The sequence below is a fragment of the Agromyces sp. GQ35 genome, from assembly GCF_059758475.1.
The window spans coordinates 55,874-72,240 of record NZ_JCAXEO010000001.1 but is presented as its reverse complement, the minus strand read 5'-3'; the positions used below and the strand labels follow the sequence as shown (position 1 = coordinate 72,240).

Sequence of the window (16,367 nt, the reverse complement as noted above, 5' to 3'; positions counted from 1 at the left end):
AGGCTTGCCGAGTGACCGTGCGACTCTACGACTCCAAGGCCCAGGCCCTGCGTGACTTCGTGCCCCTCCGTGATGGGCGCGTCGGCATGTACGTCTGCGGTCCGACGGTGCAGTCGAGCCCGCACATCGGGCACTTGCGCAGTGCCCTCGTCTACGACATCATGCGGCGCTGGTTCGCGTATCGCGGCAACCACGTGACCTTCGTGCGCAACGTCACCGACATCGACGACAAGATTCTGAACGCGGCGATCGAGAACTCGAGCGACGAGGAGTGGTGGGCGCTCGCCTACCGCGTCGAGCTCGAATTCACCGCGGCCTATGCCTCACTCGGCATCCTGGCTCCGAACTACGAACCCCGGGCCACCGCGAGCGTTGCACAGATGCAGCAACTCATCACGAGACTCATCGATCGCGGGCACGCCTATGCCGCGCCCGACGACTCGGGCGACGTCTACTTCGACACGGCGAGCTGGCCTGCGTACGGCGAGCTCACTCACCAGACGCGCGACAACATGGAGGCCGCCGTCGACGCGGACCCCCGCGGCAAGCGAGACTCTCGCGACTTCGCGCTGTGGAAGGGCCGCAAGACCGCAGAACCCGAATCGGCCAGTTGGGCGTCGCCGTGGGGTGGCGGGCGCCCCGGATGGCACATCGAATGCTCGGCCATGGCGACCCGATACCTCGGTGCAGAGTTCGACATCCACGGCGGCGGACTCGACCTGCGCTTTCCGCACCACGAGAACGAACTCGCCCAGTCGACGGCAGCCGGAGACGCCTACGCCCGATACTGGGTGCACAACGGGCTCGTGAACATCGGCGGGCAGAAGATGTCGAAGTCGCTCGGCAACTCCGTCTACGCCGCAGAGTTGTTCGAACTCGCGTCCCCGCTCGCCGTGCGCTACCTCCTCGGTGCCGCGCACTACCGCTCGACGCTCGACTACTCACCCGACTCGCTCGCCGAGGCGGAGGCGACCGTCGACCGTATCCGTGTCTTCCTCTCCCGCGTCGAGCGCCGGCTCGCCGGCACCCGATACGCGGGCGTCGGAAGCCCGATCATCCCCGACGGCTTCGCCGCGGCGATGGATGACGACTTCGGAGTGCCGCAGGCGCTCGCGGTACTCCACGACACGGTACGCGCCGGCAATCAGGCGCTCGACGCCGACGAGCTGCACGACGCCGCGGTCGCGCACGGCCAGGTCGTCGCCATGGTCGAGGTGCTCGGCATCGACCCGCGCGACCCGCACTGGGCGGCCGACACCGGCCCCGCAGCATCCGCGCTCGACACACTCGTCGCGCGCCTCGTCGAAGACCGACAGGCTGCGCGCGAGTCGAAGGACTACGCTGCCGCAGACCGCATCCGCGCCGAACTCTCGGCCGCGGGCATCACCATCGAAGACAGTTCGACCGGAACGCATTGGAGCTTGGGATTATGAAGGGCAGCAGCGGAAAGTCGCGCGCCGGAGCCGTGCGGAAGGCGAAGAACAAGCAGGTCGGCTCGGGCGGCCAGGGGCGTCAGGCGCTCGAGGGCAAGGGCCCGACGCCCAAGGCCGAAGACCGCGCCTGGCACCCCGCCGGCAAGCGGAAGGCGGCGCAGGAGCGCTACGCCGCGAGCGGGGGCAAGCGAGTCGCCGGGCAGGGGTCGGGGCAGCGCGCGGGGGCACCTCGCGGTGCATCCGGCGCTGCGCGTCGGTCGAAGACGGGTGATGAATCCGAGATCGTGACCGGGCGCAACTCCGTCGTCGAGGCACTCCGTGCACGCATCCCCGCGACGACGCTCTACGTCGCCGCGCGGGTCGAGATGGACGACCGGGTGCGCGAGGCGATGAAGCTCGCCACCAATCGCGGCATCCCGATGCTCGAGGTCATGCGCCCCGAGCTCGATCGTCTCGCAGGCGAAGGCGGCGTGCACCAGGGCCTCGCATTGAAGGTGCCACCCTACGAGTACGCGCACCCCATCGAACTCCTCGACGAGGTGCTCGCCCGTGACGAGACGCCGCTGTTCGTCGCACTCGACGGCATCACCGACCCCCGCAACCTCGGCGCGATCCTGCGCTCGACCGGAGCATTCGGCGGCCAAGGAGTCATCGTGCCGCAGCGACGCTCGGTGGGGGTGAACTCGGCCGCGTGGAAGACCTCGGCTGGAGCAGCGGCCCGAGTGCCCGTCGCCATGGCGCCGAACCTCACGCAGACGCTCAAGGCGTTGAAGGAACGCGGCGTGTTCGTGCTCGGCCTCGACGGCGGCGGAGACGTGTCGCTGCCAGGGCTCACCTGGGCCGATCGACCGATCGTGGTCGTCGTCGGCAGCGAAGGCAAGGGGCTCTCGCGCCTCGTCGCCGAGACGTGCGATGCGATCGTGTCGATCCCGATCAGCGCTTCGACGGAGTCGCTGAACGCCGGCATCGCGGCCTCGGTCACGCTCTACGAGATCTCGAAGCTCCGCGCCGAAGGCTGAGTGCCGCGCCCGCGGCGCGCGAGGCGGCCGACTCAGGCCGCTCAGACGTTCGCGCGCCAGTCGCCGTCCTCGTCGGGATCGAGGGCGGCGAACGCTGCCGTGTCCGTCGACGGAATGGTCTCGATCGGCATCGTGAACGAGTCGGTCGGCGGGCCGATCACCGTTGCCTCATCACGCCGATGGCGCAGCACCGTGTTGACGTACGACGTGACCGCCTCGGCGAGTGGAATGTCGTGCCCCGCGCGCTGCGCGAGGAACCAGCGGTGGTCGAGCAGCTGGTGGAAGATCTCGGCCGGCTCCAGCTTGCCCCGCAGCTCGAGGGGGATCGCTCGCACGACGGGCTCGAACACGCGCATGAGCCACTCGTGCGCGACCATCTCTTCGTCGAGCTCTGTCTTGCCGTAGGCGGCCCGGTACGAATCGAGGTCGTTGAGCAGGCGTCGCGCCTGATTCTCGCCCGCGTCGAGCCCGGTCAGTCGCAGGAGACGACGCTGATGGTGCCCGGCATCCACGACCTTCGGCTGGATGCGGACGGTCGTGCCGGTCTCGTCGGTTCTGATGGCGAGCTCCTCGATATCGAACCCGAGCTCGTTCAGCCGGTTGACGCGCTCGTTGATGCGCCACCGCTCGGCGCTGGAGAACGATTCGGACCCGGTGAGCTCGATCCAGAGACTGCGGTACGCCTCGACGATGCCGTTCGAGATGTTCACGGGGTCGAGCTCGTCGGCGACCTTGCCGCCTGCCTCCAGGTCGAGCAGCTCGCCGGCGATGTTGACCCGGGCGATCTCGAGATCGTTCTCGCGCTGGCCGTTCGAGAGGCCGCCCTCGTAGAGCTTGCCGGTCTCGGCGTCGACGAGGTACGCCGCGAAGGCGCCGGCATCGCGACGGAAGAGCGTGTTCGACAGCGAGACATCGCCCCAGAAGAATCCGACGATGTGCAGGCGTACCAACAGCACAGCGAGGGCGTCGACGAGACGGGTGGCGGTGTCGGGCCGAAGGGTCTGCGAGAAGAGCGCTCGGTAGGGGAGGGAGAAGCGGAGGTGGCGGGTGACCAGCACCGGCTTCAACGCCTCGCTCTCGGCATCGGTGCGGTTCGTGATGACGGCCACCGGTTCGACGCAGGGGATGTCGAGGCGTTGCAGCGTGCGCAGCATCTCGTACTCGCCCTTCGCCATCTCGGCCGTCGTCTCCTTGATCGCCACGACGTGGGTGCCGAGATGCGCGAAACGCACGAGGTGACGTGAGATGCCCTTGGGCAGCGCGACGATGGTGTCGTTCGGCCAGGCCTCGAGGGGAACGTCCCACGGCAGGTCGAGCAACGCGGGATCGGCCATGGCCGATGTGATGGAGAGTGATCCGCTCATATGCGCTTCAGCGTAGTCGGGTCGGGCGGTGTCGCAGAGACGTGATGCGCGCTCTGGGTGCAGAAACGGCGATGCCGGCCGAGCCGAAGCCCGGCCGGCATCGCCGGCGACGTTACGGGTCAGCTCACCGCGACCTTGCCGCTGAGGCGGTCGCCCGACTCTGCGTCGAAGAGGTGCACGTGGTGCGGCGTGGCCGTGAGGTACACCTTGTCGCCGGCGCTGGGGTGCAGGCGTCCGTCGACGCGAGCGACGATGTCGGTGCGCTTGCCTTCGACAACGGAGTGGCCGTAGAGGTAGCCGTCGGCGCCGAGCTCCTCGACGAGGTCGACCTCGACCGCGAGGCCCTGGCCCTCGACCGGGGAGACGGTGATGTCTTCGGGACGCACACCGATCGTGGCGACCTTGCTGCTCGATTGGGCGAGTGTCTCGCGGTCGACCGGCACGGTGGCGGTGCCGAACTTGACGCCGTCGTCGACGAGCTCGGCGTGGAACAGGTTCATCGCGGGCGAGCCGATGAAGCCGGCGACGAACACGTTCTTCGGTGCCTCGTAGAGGTCGCGCGGGGTACCGACCTGCTGCAGGACTCCGTCTTTCAGCACGGCGATGCGGTCACCCATGGTGAGCGCCTCGGTCTGGTCGTGCGTGACGTAGACGGTCGTGACCCCGAGACGACGCTGGAGGGAGGCGATCTGCGTACGGGTCTGCACGCGGAGCTTCGCGTCGAGGTTCGACAGCGGCTCGTCCATGAGGAACACCTGCGGCTGACGCACGATGGCGCGGCCCATGGCGACGCGCTGACGCTGACCGCCCGAGAGCGCCTTCGGCTTGCGGGCGAGGTAGGGCTCGAGGTCGAGCAGCTTCGCTGCCTCGAGCACCCGAGCGGCGCGCTCGTCTTTGCCGATGCCGGCGATCTTCAGCGCGAAGCCCATGTTCTCGGCGACGGTCATGTGCGGGTAGAGCGCGTAGTTCTGGAAGACCATCGCGATGTCGCGGTCTTTCGGCGGCACATCGGTGACGTTGCGGTCTCCGATGAAGATGTTGCCCTCGTTGACCTCTTCGAGGCCGGCGAGCATGCGGAGCGAGGTGGACTTGCCGCAACCCGAGGGGCCGACGAGGACGAGGAACTCGCCGTCTGCGACTTCGAGGTCGAGCTGGTCGACGGCCGGACGGGTGCCTCCGGGATAGAGGCGGGTGGCCTTGTCGAACGTGACTGACGCCATGATTCTGCTTCTCCTTCACCGGCAGGTACGTGCCGGACGATCCGTAGTGATGGACTTGCGTCGACGGTGACGCCCACTCAGTATCGCATGCGCGCACCCGGTCGGAGCACGAGCGCCTGCCCCGCCCCCAGCCCCCGGTCGGCGCGCACGCAGGTCTCGTTTGGGTGATTCCCAGCCATCATCCCTACTATCGTGTTTGCGTTCGCACGTATACGCGCGCGCCCCCACAGCGACCGGAGTGACCATCGATGAGCAATGGCGGATCGAATCAGCCACGCCCCACCCGTAACGAGCAGCGCGACGCAGCGCGAGAGAAGGCTCGGGTGCTCCGCGAGGAGCAGAAGAAGCGAGAGCGACGCAACAAGGTGCTCATCCAAGGCGGCGTCATCGTCGCGGTGCTCGCGATCGCGGCGCTCATCGGCACCATGATCTTCAACAGCGTCAAGCCGGCAGGACCCGGTCCGGCCAACATGGCGAGCGACGGCATCCTGCTCACCGGTGTCGACGGGGTCATCACCGCGACCGAGACGCCGGCGCTCGCCGCAGGCGCCACCGCGACTCCGACAGTGCCCGACGACAGCGGCACCGTCGCGAACATCGTCACGTACATCGATTACCTCTGCCCGTTCTGCGGCCAATTCGAACAGACGAACTCCGAGTCGATCCGAACCATGGTCGAGTCCGGTGCCGCGACCCTCGAGGTGCACCCGATCGCGCTGCTGACGAACAAGTCGGCGGGCACCCAGTACTCGCTCCGCGCCGCGAACGCCGCAGCGTGCGTGGCTGACAACTCGCCTGATTCGTTCTTCGACTTCAACGCATTGCTCTTCGAGAACCAGCCGGAAGAGACCTCGCCGGGTCTCGACAACGCCCAGATCAAGGCGCTCGCGAAGGAGGCGGGGGTCAGCTCGCTCTCGACGATCGAGAAGTGCATCGACGACACCCAGTTCAAGAAGTGGGTGCAGGATTCGACGACGCGCGCCCTGACCGAGGCGGTGCCGAACTCCGACCTCGAGTCGATCAAGGGCACGCCGACGGTGCTCGTGAACGGCAAGCAGTACGAGGGTTCGCTGACCGACCCGGCGGAGTTCCAGTCGTTCGTGCTGCAGGCGACCGGGGAGACCTTCTCCGAGTCGACCTCGACGCCGACTCCCACACCGACGCCGGCGTCCTGACGTTACGCGTTTCCCACGAAGGCCCGGCCGTGCGCCGGGCCTTCGTGCGTTCACATTCGTCGTCTTCCGGATCGGTAGGATGTCGGAGAGGCAACGCCCTCGCCGGCTTGGCGCAATTGGTAGCGCACCGCTCTTGTAAAGCGGGGGTTGCGGGTTCGAGTCCCGCAGCCGGCTCTTGAATCACCATCCAGTCGACACGCGCCAGCGCGCGCGGAGCGAACCGCTGTCCCATCACCACGCGCACGTCGAGCGGCCGCGAGTCCCGACCTGGATCGCGCTCGTCCTGGCGCTCGTGCTCGGGGCGGGCACAGCCCTGCAGTCGCGAGTGAACGGGCAGCTCGCCGCGTCACTCGAAGACCCGTTCACGGCAGCCGCGATCTCGTTCGGAAGCGGACTCGTGATCCTGCTCGCATCGCTCTGCCTCTGGCGTCCCGGACGTGCCGGCCTGGCGCGGGTCGCGCGCGCGCTCAGGGGCCGGGAACTCGCCTGGTGGATGGTGCTCGGCGGAATCGCTGGCGCGTGGTTCGTCACGACCCAGGGACTCTCGGCGGGCGTCATCGGGGTCGCCCTCTTCACGATCGCCATCGTCGCGGGGCAGACCGTCGGCGGCATCGTGTTCGATCTCGTCGGGCTCGGTCCGGGCGGTCGGCGGCCGCTCAACGTGACCCGCGTGGTCGGGGCGCTGCTGGCGCTCGCCGCGATCGGCTGGGCGGTCTCGGCGCAGATCGCCCACGACGTGCCGGTTCTGCTCATGGTGCTGCCCTTCATCGCCGGCCTCGGAGCTGCGTGGCAGCAGGCTGTGAACGGGCGAGTGAAGGCGGTCGCGGGCAGCGCGCTCACGGCGACCGTCATCAACTTCGCCGTGGGCACGGTCGTGCTCGTCGTGGTCATGCTGGTGCACGCGGCAGCCGCGGGGTGGCCGGCGGCACTGCCGACCGAGCCCTGGTTGTACGTCGGCGGCGCGCTGGGCTGCATCTTCATCGCCGGGCAGGCGATGCTCGTGCGCTCGCTCGGCGTGCTGCTCCTGGCGCTCTGCGGGGTCGCCGGTCAGCTCGTGGCCGCCCTCGCGCTCGACCTGCTCCTTCCGACGGCCGATCGCCCGGTCGACATCGCGACGATCGGCGGCACAGCGCTCGCCCTCGTCGCCGTCGCAGTCGCGTCGATCCGCTGGAGCCGCCGCAAGCACGCGGCGGTGCTCGCAGATCCGTCCCCGGCCGATGGGCCATCGATCAACCGCGTCGAGTGACCGCTTCCCGCCGTGCACCGAGCAGGGCAGCACTTCCGAGGACGACGGACGAGCCGATCACCCACGCCAGATGCAGCCACACCGGCTGCGGCTCGGCCCCCGACCAGTACTCGATGTCCGCACTGGGCATGACCACACCGTAGGCGAGCTGGCCGAAGTGGAAGGTCGGCAGGAACTGGGCGACGTCTCGGAGTACCTGCGGAAGCTCGCCGAGCGGCACGAAGAAGCCCGAGGCGAAGGCCAGCGGTAGGAACACCAGGTTGGCGATCACGGCGGCCGTCCTCGGCCGCGCCAGGAACGCGATCGCGAACCCCAACGTGCTGAACGCCAGGACGCCGGCGAGCATGGTGACGCCGAGTCGGAGCCAGGCGTCGGTCGGCAACTCGACCCCGCCCACCGTGGCCGCGAGAAGCGCGATGCCGGCGACGACCAGCGCGCCGAGTACCAGGGCGTTCGCAATCTTGCCGGCGAGGTGGACCCATGTGGGGAACGGCGTGGCACCGAGCGTGCGGAACCAGCCACGACCGCGCTCCTTCGCGACGTCTTCACCGAATGTGAAGATCGCCAGCGACACCACGCCGTACGCGCCGATGGAGACCGCCATCGCGAGTCCGACGCTCGTGCCGCCCGGCAGGGTGTTCGATGCGTTGGGCAGCCCGAACATGGCGTACAGCAGCACCGGGACGGCGATCGCGCCGATGGCGAAATCGGGGGTTCGCAGGCGGGTGCGAAACTCCGTCGCGGCGGTGAGGATGACGAGGCCCGCTGCTCCGCCGTTCCGCCGCGGCTTGTCCGTTCCGGCATCCGTGGGGCGGGACGGGGGAGTCGAGGTATCGCGAGTGCTCATCAGTCGTCTTCTTCCTGGAGGGCGGAGGATCGCTCCGCGGTCAGCGCGAGGAAGACCTCCTCGAGATCTTCGTCGCCGTGGTTCGTCAGCTCGTCGGCCGTGGCGTCGGCGACCACGCGACCCTGCGAGATCACCAGCACGCGATCGGCGACGGCGGATGCCTCGGCGAGATCGTGCGTGGCGAAGAGCACGGTGGCGCCGTGCTGCACGCTGGCGCGCGCCTGCTCCCAGAACGCGCGCCGGGACGCGACGTCCATGGCAGCCGTGGGTTCGTCGAGCAGCAGCAGCTCGGGCGCGCCCACGAGCGCGAGGGCGAGGAGGAGGCGTTGGCGTTCCCCGCCTGACAGCGTGGTCACGGTGCGTCCCGCTCGCTTCGTCAGTGCCGTGCGCGCAAGCACGTCGTCGACGGCGAGCGACTGCGGGTAGCTGCGCCCGATCAGCCGGACGAGCTCTCGGACGGTCGTCTGCTCCGGCAGCCCGGCGGACTGCAGCATCGCGCCGACACGACGGCGCACGTGCCGGCCGGGCGGCTCGCCGAGCACCTCCACCGTTCCCGACGTCGGGCGGACGAGTCCGAGGAGGACCTCGAACGCCGTCGTCTTGCCGGCTCCGTTCGGCCCGAGCACCGCGACGATCTCGCCGCGATCGATCACCAGGTCGAGCCCGTCCAAGGCTCGAGTCCCGTCGTATTCCTTGCGTACCTCGTGCATCTCGAGCACGGTCATGATCGACTCCTCACGTCGACGACGACGCTACGGAGCACGGTCCATGCGCGGACGTGCCGGTCGGCACTCCTTCGACCCATGACCAATGGCAGGTCCCGAATCCGACCGTGTCTCGTAGCATTCGGGTATGGCGATCAAGGCGGACGAGCTCCTGAGCGCCGTGGCGGGCCTCGCCGCCACCCTCGTCGTCGGCGTCTCCGCGCTCCTGGTCGTGTGGGGCGTTCACGCGGATCCGGCGAGTGTCGCGATCTGGTGGTCTGCCTACCTCGTCTACCTCGCGGTCATGGTCTTCGACGCCGGTTTCCTCCGAATCCGCCCGCCATGGCCCTTCGCCGTGACGGTCGGGCTGTTGCTCGTCACGGGGTCGACGCTGTGGCTCGTCGCGCCGGGGATCGGATGGTCGGCACTGCTCTGCGTGATCACCACCGCCGTGGCGTCATTCGGGCTCGGACCGCGAACCGTCGCGGTACTCATCGTGCTCCAGAGCATCGTGATCGCGGTCGGCGGTGCGAGGGCCGGGTGGGTCGTCGCGGAGGTCGTCTTCTCCACGTTGGCGTACCTCTCGTTCCAGGTGTTCGCTGCACTCGTGATCGCCGGTACCCGGCGTGAGGCGGCGGCGCGAGCGGAGCTCGCGGCCGCTCACGCAGATCTCCGGGCGGCCACGGCGTTGCTCGCCACGTCGAGCCGAGATGCCGAGCGACTGCGGATCGCCCGCGACCTGCACGACGTCATCGGGCATCAGCTGACGGCACTCGCGCTCGAGCTCGAGGTCGCCGTGCACCGCACGGCCGGTGAAGGCCGCGAGCACGTCACCAGGGCGCGCGGCATCGCGAAGGACCTGCTCACCGACGTCCGCTCCACGATCGGTGAGCTTCGCGATGCACGTACCCACCTGGAGCCAACGTTGCGCGCCGTGCTGGAGCGGCTACCCGGACTCGACGTCGACCTCTCGGTCGACGAACGCACCCCGCTCGACGAGGCGCGGACGATCGCGGTCGTGCGGTCGGTGCAGGAGATCGCGACCAACGCGGTGCGCCACGCGCACGCGACCCGCCTCGAGGTGACGGTCGTCTCAGACGATCTCGGCCTCGAGATGCACGCCCGTGACAACGGCATCGGGGTGCGCCACCTCGAGCGCGGCAACGGCCTCACCGGGATGGGTGAGCGGATCGAGGCGCTCGGTGGCGAGCTGCTGCTCGAGTCCGCTCCCGGACAGGGCTTCGGCGTCACGGCGCGGGTGCCGGCGCGATGACGCGCGTGGCGCTGGTCGACGACCAGACCCTGGTGCGCCAGGGCATTCGCAGCCTGCTCGCGCTCAGCGATGAGATCGAGGTGGTGGGTGAGGGTGAAGACGGCGATGCCGCGCTCGAACTGGTCGCGACGAGCGAGCCCGACGTCCTGCTCCTCGACCTCCGGATGCCGCGCCGAGACGGCATCGCCACGCTCGAGGCCCTCGCTGTGCGCGGCTCGACCGTACCTGTGCTCGTGCTCACCACGTTCGACGACGACGATCTGGTGCTGCGGGCCCTGCGGGCCGGCGCGACGGGCTACCTCCTGAAGGACGTGACCCTCGAACATCTGGTGAGCGCCATCCGTACGCTCGCGGCGGGCGGCACCCTGCTCCAACCGGGACTGACCGATCGGCTCTTCCGGGCCGTCACCGCCCGGCCGGCCGGGGTAGGCGGCTTCGAACGGCCCGAGCCCCTGACGGCGCGTGAGACCGACGTGTTGCAGTTGGCCGCCACCGGCTACTCCAATGCGGAGATCGCGTCCGCCCTCCACCTCGCGTCCGGCACGGTCAAGAACCATCTCTCGAGCGTGTTCATGAAGCTCGGGGTGCGCGACCGCACGCGAGCGGTACTGCGCGCGCTGGATCTCGGCCTGCTCGACGACGCCTGAGCGGGCCGGTCGACGTCAGTCGAGCGTCGTCAGTCGAGCGGCGGCGATGCGGTCGGCGCGGGGTGCACCGCGGTGGCCCGCGGGCACACCACCGACGTACAGCCACCCGAGCATGCGCTCGTTGGGCGCGAGGCCGAGCATGTCCGCGACGAGTGGATGCCGCGCGTGCGGGCCCGTGCGCCACATCACGCCCCACCCCGCCTCATCGAGCAGCAGGCTGAGCAGGTGGGCGACACCGGCGGCTGACGCTTCCTGCTCCCACTCGGGCACCTTCGGGTGCCCCGGAGTCGTGACGACGACCATCGCCAGCAGGAGCGGTGCTCGCAACGGCTTCGCGGCGAGCTTGGCGACGGCGTCGCCCTCGGCACCTGCGGCCGACGCGATCGCACGTCCCAGTCGATCGCGCGCGGAACCACGCAACGCGATGACGCGCCACGGCCGGAGTGCGCCATGATCGGCGACCCGGCCCGCCGCTTCGAGCAGCGTCACCAGTTGGTCGTCGTCAGGCGCGGCATCCGTCACCTTGGGCGCCGACCGTCTGGCGAGCATCGCCTCGCGTGCGGACCGTGCCACTCAGGACTCGGCTGAGAAGTCGAGGGCGAGGGAGTTCATGCAGTATCGGTCGCCGGTCGGCGTGCCGAAGCCGTCGGGGAAGACGTGTCCGAGATGCGAGCCGCAGCTCGCGCAGCGCACTTCGGTGCGCACCATGCCGAGCGAGGAGTCCTCGATGAGCTCGACCGCCTCGGGTCGCACCGACTCGTAGAAGCTCGGCCAGCCGCAGCCCGAGTCGAACTTCGTGCCGCTCTGGAAGAGTTCGGCTCCACACGCCGCACAGGCGTACACGCCCGCGCGGTCCTCGTCGAGGAGCTCGCCGGTCCACGGCCGCTCGGTCGCCGCCTCGCGCAGCACGGAGTACTGCTCGTCGCCGAGCTCGGCGCGCCATTGCTCTTCGGTCTTCTCCACGTCGTACGCCATCAGCGGTCCTCCCAGTGCTCGCATCGGTGCCATCCCATGGTCGCAGGTCTCCCGGCGAGTTCCGGCATCGAGTGCAACGTCCGAGCGGGTTCCGATTGTTCCGGCCGCCGCTCGCTCCTGCGGCAGCGGCGCACGCTGCAGCCGAGTCCACCGGGTACACGCCGCCGTCACTCGGCCCCTGCACGGGCGAGCGTGTCTAGGATGACGTGCAGGCGGCGCATCCGGCCCGCCGTGACGGGAGGTCGTATGGGCGCCGAACGCGTGCCGCATCACCCGTCGGAATCGGCACTCGAAGAACGCGACGTGCGCGTGCTCGCCTTCGAATCACGCGCCTGGCAGCACCCCGGCGCGAAGGCCGAGGCGATCCGCGACGAGTTCGGCATCTCGGCCGCCCGCTACTATCGGATCCTCGGCGAGCTCATCGATTCGCCCGCGGCGCTCCGCCACGATCCCATGCTCGTCAAGCGACTGCAGCGGATGCGTGCGGCGCGTGCGGCGGCGCGATCGCGGCGTTCGCTCTCGATCGGCCGACCGCTCGACTGAGCGCGGCCCCGACACGACGACTGGACCCATGGCGCAGAAGTTCCCCCGCGATCGTTTCGACTCGATCCCGCATGGCATCGACCGGGTCGGTGCGCACCGGGCGCCCGCGCGCCGGGGTGCCGCATGGATCGCGTTCGCCTGGGCGGCCGTCGCGACCGTCGTGCTGGTCGTGGCGGGCATCGCCGGCGTGATGCTGTTCAACGATCGCTTGAACTTCGGCAACCCTCCCGCCGCGACGCCGAGCTCGACGCCGGTCGCCACCGCCGAGCCGGTGATCGCCCCCGACATCCCAGTACTCGTCTTGAACGGCACGGCGACCGCAGGACTCGCGGCACGCGCCGGCGAGACCCTCACGGCCAACGGAGTCCCCGTCGGCTCCACTGCGAATGCGGACAACGACACCCTGACCGAAACGGTCGTCTACTACGCGACGCCCGAGCTCGAGGGTGCCGCTCGCGGCGTCGCCCAGTTCCTGCCGGAGGCCGACGTGCGGATGTCCGAGCAGTTCGCCGCCACCGGCAACCAGCTGGTCGTGGTGCTCGGCGCCGACTACGCGGACGCGACCGCGGGCTGATCCCTCCGTCCGCGTCGCGGGTGAATCGTTGCGATTCCGATACCTGCACCATGCACCGGACACTTGTGCGCAGGCGGCCCGTCGTGAGTATCTGGATTCGGTCGCTCCCGCGGTGCGAACACGTCGTCCCTGGCGTGGGTTCGGCACGAGCGGGTCGGCCCGGTACAGGCGACAGGCACGTGCTGATCGACACCTACACAGCAACACGGGAGCAACGCATGGCGAACGGAACCGTCAAGTGGTTCAACGCTGAAAAGGGCTACGGATTCATCACCGTCGCCGAAGACGGTCAAGACGTCTTCGTGCACTACTCGGCGATCGACATGTCGGGGTACAAGGTGCTCGAAGAGGGCCAGCAGGTCGTCTTCGAGGTCGGTACGGGGTCGAAGGGGCCGCAGGCGGAGGCGGTTCGTCCGGCCTGAACCGGCTGCGACCTGATCCGAGCGCGTCGCCGATTCCGGCGGCGCGTCCTCCTGGTTCCGAGGCCCCCGCGGCTACGCTGGCGGCATGGCGCTGCGAGTCCGGCAGGCCTCGCGTCGGCGAGGCGCGATGCTCTGCACACTCGCGGCGGCGGTCGTACTCACGGCGTGTCAGTCGCCGAGTGTCCCTCCGGCCGATGAAGGCGCGCTCGCCCGCCTCGCGGCCGATTCCCCGCCGGTGTCGGTGTCGTTCGCGCCGCTGCGCGGCACGCGTGCAGATGCCGCCGCGCTCGCCCACCCCTCGCTCGCAGCGAAGATCGACAATCACGACGAGGCGCGCCCGCAGATCGCCCTCAATCGCACCGACGTCGTCTTCGAGGAGCTCGTCGAGGGGGGACTCACGCGATACGTCGCGATCTGGCACTCGGATGTGCCCGACGAGATCGGTCCCGTGCGATCGATCCGCCCGATGGATCCCGACATCGCATCGCCGTTCGGCGGCATCATCGCGTATTCGGGCGGCCAGGAGCTCTTCGTGGAGATGATGATGGCGACGCCGTTGGTGAACCTCGTCTTCGACTTCGACGACTCCGATCTCTTCTCACGGGCGGATGAGCGACCGGGTCCGCACGACGTGATCCTCCGCGCCGCTGACGCGGTGTCCCGCAACGCCGCGCTCGCACCGCCGCCCGTGCAGTTCTCCTACGGCGCCGCTGATCCGTTGGCGGCTCCGGCGCTCGCCGCGACGTCGACGTCGCGCATCGATCTCGTCTTCTCCGATGCTCGGTTCCCGGCCTGGGAATGGGATGGCGCGACATCCGTCTGGCTGCGGTCGCAAGAGGGTTCGCCCGATCTCGAAGCTTCGGGGGAGCGAGTGCGCGCGGTCAATGTGGTCACGCTGCGGGTCGACATCGACGAGAGCTACGGCGATGTCCCGAAGACCGTGATGCTCGGCTCAGGCGAAGCGTGGGTGTCGGTGGCGGGTCGCACCGCCCACGGCAACTGGGCCAAGGATGCCGCGGCTTCGCCCATCGCTCTCACCGCCGATGACGGCTCGCCGCTCCGCCTGGCACCCGGCAACACGTGGGTCGAGCTCGTGCCCGGCGACGGTTCGGTGACGTTCACGCCCTGAGCGGACAGCTTCGGGCTCGCTTGCACTCACGACGGTCGAGTGCCAGAATCGTCTTAGCACTCACTCGTTTTGAGTGCTAACCCAACGAATCTTTGAAGACGTCCGGGAAAGGACGAGAGAAACACATGGCAAAGATCATTGCTTTCAACGAGGAGGCCCGTCGCGGCCTCGAGCGTGGCCTCAACACGCTCGCCGACGCGGTGAAGGTGACCCTCGGCCCGCGCGGCCGCAACGTCGTGCTCGAGAAGAAGTGGGGCGCGCCCACGATCACGAACGACGGCGTGTCGATCGCCAAGGAGATCGAGCTCGACGACCCGTACGAGAAGATCGGTGCAGAGCTCGTCAAGGAGGTCGCCAAGAAGACCGATGACGTCGCCGGCGACGGCACCACGACCTCGGTCGTGCTCGCCCAGGCACTCGTGCGCGAGGGCCTCCGCAACGTCGCCGCAGGCGCCGACCCCATCTCGCTGAAGCGCGGCATCGAGAAGGCCGTCGCGGCCGTCGAGGTCGAGCTTCTCGCGAACGCCAAAGACGTCGAGACGAAGGAAGAGATCGCAGCCACGGCTTCGATCTCCGCCGCCGACGAGCAGATCGGTGCGCTCATCGCCGAGGCGATCGACAAGGTCGGCAAGGAGGGTGTCGTCACCGTCGAGGAGTCGAACACCTTCGGCACCGAGCTCGAGCTGACCGAGGGCATGCGTTTCGACAAGGGCTACCTGTCGGCGTACTTCGTCACCGACCCCGATCGTCAGGAAGCGGTCTTCGAAGACCCGTACATCCTGATCGTCAACGGCAAGGTCTCGAACATCAAGGACCTCCTGCCGATCGTCGACAAGGTCATCCAGACCGGCAAGCAGCTGCTCATCATCGCGGAAGACGTCGACGGCGAAGCACTCGCAACGCTGATCGTCAACAAGATCCGCGGCATCTTCAAGTCGGTCGCCGTCAAGGCTCCCGGCTTCGGCGACCGTCGCAAGGCGCAGCTCCAGGACATCGCGATCCTCACCGGCGGCCAGGTCATCTCCGAAGAGGTCGGCCTCAAGCTCGAGAACGTCACCCTCGACCTGCTCGGTCAGGCCCGCAAGGTCATCATCACCAAAGATGAGACGACCATCGTCGAGGGCGCCGGCGACGAAGAGGCCATCGCGGGTCGCGTGTCGCAGATCCGCAAGGAGATCGACAACACCGACTCCGACTACGACCGCGAGAAGCTCCAGGAGCGCCTCGCCAAGCTCGCGGGCGGCGTCGCCGTCATCAAGGCCGGCGCAGCGACCGAGGTCGAGCTCAAGGAGCGCAAGCACCGCATCGAAGACGCCGTTCGCAACGCGAAGGCCGCCGTCGAAGAGGGCATCGTCGCCGGTGGTGGCGTCGCACTCATCCAGGCCGGCAAGACCGCGTTCGAGAAGCTCGAGCTCACGGGCGACGAGGCGACGGGCGCGAACATCGTGCGCGTGGCCATCGACGCGCCGCTCAAGCAGATCGCCCTCAACGCCGGCCTCGAGCCGGGCGTCGTGGTCGACCGCGTGCGCAACCTCCCGATCGGCCACGGCCTGAACGCCGCGACCGGCGAATACGTCGACATGCTCGCTGCCGGCATCAACGACCCGGTGAAGGTCACCCGTTCGGCGCTGCTCAACGCTGCGTCGATCGCCGGTCTCTTCCTCACCACCGAGGCCGTCGTCGCTGACAAGCCCGAGAAGAACCCGGCTCCGGTCGGCGACCCCACGGGCGGCATGGACTTCTGAGTCCGAGCCTCACGCAACACGAACGATGGGCGTCTCCCGTACGGGAGGCGC

The 16,367-nt window shown here is 68.9% G+C and carries 17 protein-coding genes and 1 tRNA gene; 12 read left to right on the top strand and 6 right to left on the bottom strand.

Going from position 1 to position 16,367, the window contains the following annotated elements; translation table 11 throughout:
* The first annotated feature begins 11 nt into the window (after positions 1-11).
* The gene (gene cysS / locus AC6CH0_RS00365; protein WP_498097491.1) at positions 12-1,433 is read left to right on the top strand and encodes a cysteine--tRNA ligase; all 1,422 of its coding nucleotides are present in this window, start codon (positions 12-14) and stop codon (positions 1,431-1,433) included.
* Positions 1,430-2,452 (top strand): 23S rRNA (guanosine(2251)-2'-O)-methyltransferase RlmB, encoded by a 1,023-nt coding sequence (gene rlmB / locus AC6CH0_RS00360; RefSeq protein WP_498097489.1) that lies wholly within the window; start codon positions 1,430-1,432, stop codon positions 2,450-2,452. The genes cysS and rlmB overlap by 4 nt, the downstream gene beginning before the upstream one ends.
* A 41-nt stretch (positions 2,453-2,493) precedes the next feature.
* Here the strand turns inward: rlmB and AC6CH0_RS00355 are convergent, their stop codons facing one another.
* Both AC6CH0_RS00355 and AC6CH0_RS00350 read right to left on the bottom strand, forming a co-directional pair.
* On the bottom strand, positions 2,494-3,816 hold the full coding sequence (locus AC6CH0_RS00355; protein ID WP_498097487.1) for a DUF4032 domain-containing protein: 1,323 nt from the start codon (positions 3,814-3,816) through the stop codon (positions 2,494-2,496).
* Between the two features lie 119 nt (positions 3,817-3,935).
* A complete protein-coding gene (locus AC6CH0_RS00350) occupies positions 3,936-5,036 on the bottom strand; it encodes an ABC transporter ATP-binding protein (protein ID WP_498097485.1) in 1,101 nt (366 codons plus the stop codon).
* A gap of 323 nt (positions 5,037-5,359) precedes the next feature.
* Here AC6CH0_RS00350 and AC6CH0_RS00345 point away from each other — a divergent pair, with 323 nt between their 5' ends.
* From AC6CH0_RS00345 to AC6CH0_RS00335, 3 genes are all read left to right on the top strand, one after another.
* Entirely contained in the window at positions 5,360-6,211 is an 852-nt protein-coding gene (locus AC6CH0_RS00345) for a DsbA family protein (protein ID WP_498097483.1), read from the top strand.
* A 101-nt stretch (positions 6,212-6,312) separates the two neighbouring features.
* Positions 6,313-6,385: transfer RNA gene (locus AC6CH0_RS00340), tRNA-Thr, on the top strand.
* A 1-nt stretch (position 6,386) separates the two neighbouring features.
* Positions 6,387-7,457 (top strand): DMT family transporter, encoded by a 1,071-nt coding sequence (locus AC6CH0_RS00335; RefSeq protein WP_498097481.1) that lies wholly within the window; start codon positions 6,387-6,389, stop codon positions 7,455-7,457.
* On the opposite strand, the gene AC6CH0_RS00330 is transcribed toward AC6CH0_RS00335, so the two are convergent.
* Positions 7,441-8,304: an ABC transporter permease gene (locus AC6CH0_RS00330; RefSeq protein WP_498097479.1), complete on the bottom strand. Its 864-nt coding sequence runs from the start codon at positions 8,302-8,304 to the stop codon at positions 7,441-7,443. The two genes, AC6CH0_RS00335 and AC6CH0_RS00330, sit on opposite strands and share 17 nt — an antisense overlap.
* Positions 8,304-9,029 (bottom strand): ABC transporter ATP-binding protein, encoded by a 726-nt coding sequence (locus AC6CH0_RS00325; protein WP_498097477.1) that lies wholly within the window; start codon positions 9,027-9,029, stop codon positions 8,304-8,306. Before AC6CH0_RS00325 ends, AC6CH0_RS00330 begins: the two co-directional genes overlap by 1 nt.
* 127 nt (positions 9,030-9,156) lie before the next feature.
* Here AC6CH0_RS00325 and AC6CH0_RS00320 point away from each other — a divergent pair, with 127 nt between their 5' ends.
* On the top strand, positions 9,157-10,281 hold the full coding sequence (locus AC6CH0_RS00320; RefSeq protein ID WP_498097475.1) for a sensor histidine kinase: 1,125 nt from the start codon (positions 9,157-9,159) through the stop codon (positions 10,279-10,281).
* Positions 10,278-10,928 carry a response regulator gene (locus AC6CH0_RS00315; protein WP_498097473.1) on the top strand — a complete coding sequence of 217 codons (651 nt, stop codon included), beginning with the start codon at positions 10,278-10,280 and terminating at the stop codon, positions 10,926-10,928. Before AC6CH0_RS00320 ends, AC6CH0_RS00315 begins: the two co-directional genes overlap by 4 nt.
* Before the next feature lie 15 nt (positions 10,929-10,943).
* Here AC6CH0_RS00315 and AC6CH0_RS00310 read toward each other — a convergent pair whose 3' ends face one another.
* Positions 10,944-11,501: a nitroreductase family protein gene (locus tag AC6CH0_RS00310; protein ID WP_498097471.1), complete on the bottom strand. Its 558-nt coding sequence runs from the start codon at positions 11,499-11,501 to the stop codon at positions 10,944-10,946.
* Complete coding sequence (gene msrB, locus AC6CH0_RS00305; protein WP_498097469.1) at positions 11,502-11,903, bottom strand: peptide-methionine (R)-S-oxide reductase MsrB; 402 nt, start codon at positions 11,901-11,903, stop codon at positions 11,502-11,504.
* Between the two features lie 246 nt (positions 11,904-12,149).
* Here msrB and AC6CH0_RS00300 point away from each other — a divergent pair, with 246 nt between their 5' ends.
* The 5 genes from AC6CH0_RS00300 (at position 12,150) to groL (ending at position 16,316) form a co-directional block, all read left to right on the top strand.
* Complete coding sequence (locus AC6CH0_RS00300) at positions 12,150-12,446, top strand: DUF3263 domain-containing protein (protein ID WP_498097467.1); 297 nt, start codon at positions 12,150-12,152, stop codon at positions 12,444-12,446.
* A gap of 28 nt (positions 12,447-12,474) precedes the next feature.
* Positions 12,475-13,020 carry a LytR C-terminal domain-containing protein gene (locus tag AC6CH0_RS00295; RefSeq protein WP_498097465.1) on the top strand — a complete coding sequence of 182 codons (546 nt, stop codon included), beginning with the start codon at positions 12,475-12,477 and terminating at the stop codon, positions 13,018-13,020.
* Positions 13,021-13,238: 218 nt separating this feature from the next.
* On the top strand, positions 13,239-13,442 hold the full coding sequence (locus AC6CH0_RS00290; protein ID WP_498097463.1) for a cold-shock protein: 204 nt from the start codon (positions 13,239-13,241) through the stop codon (positions 13,440-13,442).
* An 85-nt stretch (positions 13,443-13,527) separates the two neighbouring features.
* Positions 13,528-14,571 (top strand): DUF3048 domain-containing protein, encoded by a 1,044-nt coding sequence (locus tag AC6CH0_RS00285; protein ID WP_498097461.1) that lies wholly within the window; start codon positions 13,528-13,530, stop codon positions 14,569-14,571.
* Positions 14,572-14,696: 125 nt separating this feature from the next.
* Positions 14,697-16,316, top strand: a complete 1,620-nt coding sequence (groL, locus tag AC6CH0_RS00280; protein WP_498097459.1) for a chaperonin GroEL — start codon at positions 14,697-14,699, stop codon at positions 16,314-16,316.
* Positions 16,317-16,367 lie beyond the last annotated feature (51 nt).